Below are 5,743 nucleotides of genomic sequence, written 5' to 3'. Positions count from 1 at the left end.
ACGGCTCACATCAGATCACCGCTTACGCCGGAGCGCAGGGGGCGTGATCCTCATCAGATGAGTCGGATGAACCGACTCTGCGAAACCGGGCCGAGTTGAACGGCCCGAGTCCGCGGTGCGTTCTTCGCGTTTCAACCGAACGGGCTTATACACTTAAGCACGTCGGAACGCTTCGACCGGCCGGGTCGACGGCCGGTCGGTGCCCCCACGTCGGGGGCTCCTCGCATATCTTCGAATGCCCGGGTTGTACTTAACCCCGTCGAACCGTCGGTCCCACGTCATGCGGTTTCATGGACCGTCCCGAGCGAACGTGAGCGACGGCGGCGAGCAGAGCCGGTAGTGTGAACGAACTAGTCGAGCGACTCAAAGGGAAGCCTCGACGGGTCGAATTGTCAGATGACGTTCATTGAAATCCCGCCGTGTCTGCGGGTCTCGTGCGTGCGCGAGAGAAATCGAAGAGACGCGGTGGGGGAGACCGGCCGTTTATACCACGGGCGTTTATAAGGGAGGGGGTCACATATAAAAGCGAACGATGACGAACCCTGCAGACTCGATCGAGATTCAGAACGTCGTTGCATCGACAGGTATCGGTCAGGAGCTCGATTTGGAAGCGCTCGCGGAGGACCTCCCGGGTGCGGATTTCAACCCCGACAACTTCCCCGGACTCGTCTACCGGACCCAGGAGCCGAAGGCGGCCGCACTGATCTTCCGCTCGGGGAAGATCGTCTGTACGGGCGCAAAGAGCATCGACGACGTCCACGAGGCGCTCGGGATCATCTTCGAGAAGCTCCGCGGTCTCCAGATCCCGGTCGAAGACGACCCCGAGATCACCGTTCAGAACATCGTCTCGAGCGCGGACCTCGGACACAACCTCAACCTCAACGCCCTCGCGATCGGTCTCGGCTTAGAGGACGTGGAGTACGAGCCCGAGCAGTTCCCGGGACTGGTCTACCGGATGGACGAGCCGGAGGTCGTCATCCTGCTCTTCGGGAGCGGGAAGATCGTCATCACCGGCGGCAAGCGGACTGACGACGCCGAGGAAGCGGTCGAGGAGATCGTCGAGCGCATCGAAGGGCTCGGTCTGCTCGGCTGACGCGTTCGCATCGATCGGTCTGTTCGGTGACCTCGTCTCGGAGGGGGAGCGACACCCGGTTTCGGACGGTCCGGAAGTAGCGTCGATCGGTCGACGCTCGGTGTGGAGTGCCGTAGCGGGTCGGTTACGACTCGGCGTCGTCTTCGGTGAGGACTTCCTTGACCACGCTCGGATCCTCGAGGAGCTGGTGTTTCGTGTAACTGCCCTCCGCGCTGCCGCCGCTGTGTTTCGACTGTTCGATGATATCCAGGAACGCGTGCTCTTTCAGGAGGTCGCGGACGCGTCGCAGCGAGAGGCTGTCGGAGCCCTCCTGTCGACAGATGTTCTCGTATATCTCGTACACGCGGCTCGTCCGGAACCCGTCCTGCCGCCCGTTCGAGAGCGACAGCAGCGCGAGCGCCTGAAGCACGTATCGGGAGTGGGGCGTGGACCCGCGGATGAGCTCTCGAAAGCGGTCGGTCTCGGCCCGCTCCCGCGCCTGCGTCACGAACTCCTCGCGAACCGTGGGCTCGCCGTTGGCCTGTGCTATCTCCCCGGCGTACCGGAGGATGTCGATGGCTTTCCGCGCGTCGCCGTGTTCGCGGGCGGCGAGCGCGGCGGCGCGGGGGATCGTCGAGGGTTCGAGGACGTCGTCGTGGAAGGCGTCCGCGCGCGCCTGCATGATCTCGCGAAGCTGGTTCGCGTCGTACGGCGGGAAGACGAACTCCCGCTCACAGAGGCTCGATTTCACGCGCTCGTCCATCCGGTCTTTGTACTGTATCTTGTTGCTGATCCCGACGACGCCCAGCTTACAGTCGGTGATCTTCCCGGCCTCGCCCGCGCGAGACAGCTGCATCAGGATGGCGTCGTCGTCGAGCTTGTCGATCTCGTCGAGCAGGATCAGGACGACGTCGTACCGCTGGTCGAGGATGCGCCAGAGGCGTTTGTAGTACGTCGATGTGGAGAGGCCCTTGTCGGGGACGTTGATACCGGTCTCGTCCGGGTCGTTGACGCCCTCGGCGATCGTCTGGACCGCCTGCGTCTCGGTGGTGTCCTGCGCGCAGTCGACGTACGCGAACGTCGCCGTGACGCCTTCCTCGCTGGCGGTCGAGACGAGCCGCTTGGAGACGTACTTCGCACACAGCGACTTCCCGGTGCCCGTCTTCCCGTAGATGAGGACGTTGCTCGGGCTCTGCCCGAAGATAGCTGGGTTGACGGCGGTCGCCAAGTCGGCGATCTCGTCGTCTCGGCCGACGATGCGTCCCTCGCCCGGTAAGTGACTGATCTCGAGGAGCTCCTTGTTCGAGAAGATGGGGTCCTCCCTCGTGAAGAGGTCGTCCGCTGCGTCCATGAGAGAGACACCGGGTTTCCGGTGAAATGCGTTCTGTTTTGCGGTGGGGCTCGGGGCGACTCGAGAGGCGGGTCAGTGACTAGAGACACACACCGTGTTTCCGGTGAAAAGGGTAATCGGCCGGGGGTAGTTGGTCGGGTGCGGCGGCGGAGCAGTGGACTGGGACCAGTAGGCAGCGGACAGTCGGTCGGAGACAGGAAGTTAGAAACAGTGAGTAGCGGGGGTGAATAGAAGACTGCGCTAGGCGGAACAGCGGACGAATGGTGGAAAAGCGAGGTGCTCAGCAATCAGTTTGGCAAAGGAGGTGGTCGAGCGATAGCACGCACACGGAGGGCGTGAAGGTGAAAGTGGGCGAGGGAGGGTACACGGGGATGATGACGAGGTGGGCGGAAAGAGCGCTCAAGGGCAGTCCGGCGAGCGACGTCAGAGGTAGTCGTTTCACCGGAAACGAGGTGTTCGCTGGATCCTCCGTGCGCTTCTGCCGGTAGGGGGAGACCGGGTTTCCGGTGAAATACCGGATTCCGACAGGGCATGACCTGCCGGCACATTGTGAGTTTCCGATGAATCGTGCGTTTCCGGTGAAACGTCAATATCGCTCGGCGAGCTCTCGCTCATTCCGCTTGGCGAGCTTTACTCTGACATAGGGTATAAATCCTGTTGTTCTAGCACAAACAAAATTGTAACTCGGCCGACCACAACGGAACCAACCCCACCCGCCACACCCCAATTTCACCGGAAACACGGTGTGTCTCTCCGCACGAAGCCACGCCGGGCGACGGTCCAGACTGCTGGGCGACAGGGGCGCGAGGGGTGACCGAAGAAACGCGAAGGACCGGAGAAAACCGCCGTCCGCCCGGACTCAGTACAGTCCGCGGGCAGGCGGGCCCGTAACGTCTCCGCCCGACTACTCCTGTGCGTCCACGACGGCGACGCTGGCGAGGTTGACGATGTCTTTCACCTCGTCGCCTCGCTGTAGCACGTGAACCGGCTCGTCCATGCCGACCAGCATCGGTCCGATCGCCTCGGCACCACCGAGCCGCTGGAGGAGCTTGTACCCGATGTTGCCGGCCTCGAGGTTCGGGAACACGAGGACGTTCGCGGCCTCGTCGAGCTGTGAGAACTCGTACGTTCCGTTGAGGATGTCGTCGACGACCGCGGTATCGGCCTGCATCTCACCGTCGACCGGGAAGTCCACCCCGTCGTCGGACTGGAGAATGTCGACCGCGTCGCGCGGCTTCCGCGTCCCCTCGTTGTCGACGCTCCCGAAGTTCGAGTACGACAGCATCGCGGCGCGCGGCTCGACGTTGAACCGCCGCGCGAGGTCCGCCGTGTGTCGGGTGACTTCCGCCAGCGTCTCCGCGTCCGGGTCCTGATTGACCGTCGTGTCCGCACAGAAGATGACCCGATTCTTGAACGTGAGCATGTACACGCCGGCGACGGTGTCGGTGTCCGCCGCGGATCCGACGATCTGGAGCGGGGGGCGGAGCGCAGACGGGTAGTGGTGAGTGAGTCCGGTGAGCATCGCGTCGACGTCGCCGGTCTCGACCATCACGCTGCCGAGGTAGTTCGTGTCGCGCTTGACCAAGTCGTTCGCCTCGCGTCTCGTGATCCCCTTCCGCTTGCGGAGCTCGTACAGCCGCTCCCCGTACCCGGAGACGTCCCGGTTGTCGGGGTCGACCACCTGCGGGCGGAACGAGAGCCCGAGCTCCGCCGCGGTCTGCGAGATGGTGTCGGCGTCGCCGAGGAGCACCGGCTCGGCGATCCCCTGCTCGGAGAGCTGGTAGGCCGCGCGGATCATCTTCTCGTCGGTGCCCTCCGCGAGCGCGATCCGCTTCGGGTCGCTCTTCGCCTTGTTCAGCACGACCCGCATCATCTCGCGGGACTTCCCCAACCGTGCTTCGAGCCGCTCCCGATACTGATCGAGGTCGATCTCGACCCGCGCAGACCCGGACTCCATCGCGGCCTCCGCGACGCGCGGCGCGACCTCGAACAGCACCCGGGGGTCGAGCGGCTTCGGGATGACGTAGTCCGGCCCGAACTGGAGCGGGTCGTCGCCGTACGCCTTCACGACCGCGTCCGGCACGTCCTTGCGCGCGAGGTCCGCCAGCGCCTCCGCGGCGGCCGCCTTCATCTTCTCGTTGATCTCGGTCGCGCGCACGTCGAGCGCCCCGCGGAACAGGAACGGGAACCCGAGCACGTTGTTCACCATGTTCGGGTAGTCAGATCGGCCCGTCGCCATGATCACCGTGTCGTCGCGCGCGGCCTTCGCGTCCTCGTAGGTGATCTCGGGGTCGGGGTTCGCCATCGCGAAGATGATCGGGTCGGCCGCCATCGAGCGGACCATCTCTTGTGAGACGATGCCGCCGACGGAGAGGCCGACGAACACGTCCGCTCCCTCCATGGCGTCCGCGAGATCGCCGTCCTCCACCGGGCTGGCGAACTGGCTCTTGTACTCGTTGACCTCGCCCGCCTCGACGCGCTCCTCGGTGATGATCCCGGAGGAGTCGCACATCGTGATGTTCTCCTTGCGCGCGCCGAGCGAGACGTAGAACCGGGCCGTCGCGATGGCGGACGCGCCGGCACCGGAAAAGACGATCTCCAGCTCCGAGAGGTCCTTGTCCGAGATGTCGACCGCGTTCATCAGCGCCGCACCGGAGATGATGGCGGTGCCGTGCTGGTCGTCGTGGAACACCGGGACGTCCATCTCGTCGCGGAGGCGCTCCTCGATCTTGAAGCACTCGGGCGCTTTGATGTCCTCGAGGTTGATCCCGCCGAACGTCGGCTCCATCGCCTTCACCGCCTCGCAGAACGGGTCGACGGAGTCGATGTCGAGTTCGATGTCGAAGACGTCGATGTCGGCGAAGCGCTTGAACAGCACCCCTTTCCCCTCCATGACCGGCTTCGAAGCGGCCGCGCCGATGTCGCCGAGGCCGAGGACCGCCGACCCGTTCGAGACGACGGCAACGAGGTTTCCCTTGGCCGTGTACTCGAAGACGGACTCGGGATCGGCCGCGATGTCGCGGCACGGCGCGGCGACGCCCGGCGAGTACGCTAGCGAGAGGTCGCGCTGCGTGTTCGTGGGTTTCGTCGTCTCGATCTCGATCTTTCCGGGCGGCTCCTGTCGGTGGTACTCCCGCGCGTCGTCATCTAGTCCCATGTCTCTCTCCATTGGTGAACGGAGTAAAAAGCTATCCGATGGTGTCGAACAGCTTATTCGACATTTGACGATCGTCAGCGGAGCCGATCCCAGTACGACGGCGACTCACACAGACGCACACCCCACCCAAACGGACCACACTTCACACGCACAGACGCACACC

3 protein-coding genes are annotated in these 5,743 nt (G+C 64.2%); 1 reads left to right on the top strand and 2 read right to left on the bottom strand.

Annotation, left to right across the window (positions count from 1 at the left end):
• Positions 1-532: 532 nt before the first annotated feature.
• On the top strand, positions 533-1,093 hold the full coding sequence (locus Q0116_RS13305; RefSeq protein ID WP_004046033.1) for a TATA-box-binding protein: 561 nt from the start codon (positions 533-535) through the stop codon (positions 1,091-1,093).
• A 124-nt stretch (positions 1,094-1,217) separates the two neighbouring features.
• Here Q0116_RS13305 and Q0116_RS13300 read toward each other — a convergent pair whose 3' ends face one another.
• Positions 1,218-2,423 carry a Cdc6/Cdc18 family protein gene (locus Q0116_RS13300; protein ID WP_297889291.1) on the bottom strand — a complete coding sequence of 402 codons (1,206 nt, stop codon included), beginning with the start codon at positions 2,421-2,423 and terminating at the stop codon, positions 1,218-1,220.
• 904 nt (positions 2,424-3,327) lie between these two features.
• A complete protein-coding gene (locus Q0116_RS13295) occupies positions 3,328-5,580 on the bottom strand; it encodes an NADP-dependent malic enzyme (RefSeq protein WP_297889289.1) in 2,253 nt (750 codons plus the stop codon).
• Between the last annotated feature and the right edge of the window lie 163 nt (positions 5,581-5,743).

Origin of the sequence: uncultured Halorubrum sp. (assembly GCF_937146585.1) — an archaeon.
In the GTDB taxonomy this organism is placed as follows: Archaea; Halobacteriota; Halobacteria; order Halobacteriales; family Haloferacaceae; genus Halorubrum; species Halorubrum miltondacostae.
Note: the sequence above shows the minus strand (reverse complement) of the source record. Positions and strands in the feature narration are given on the sequence as shown.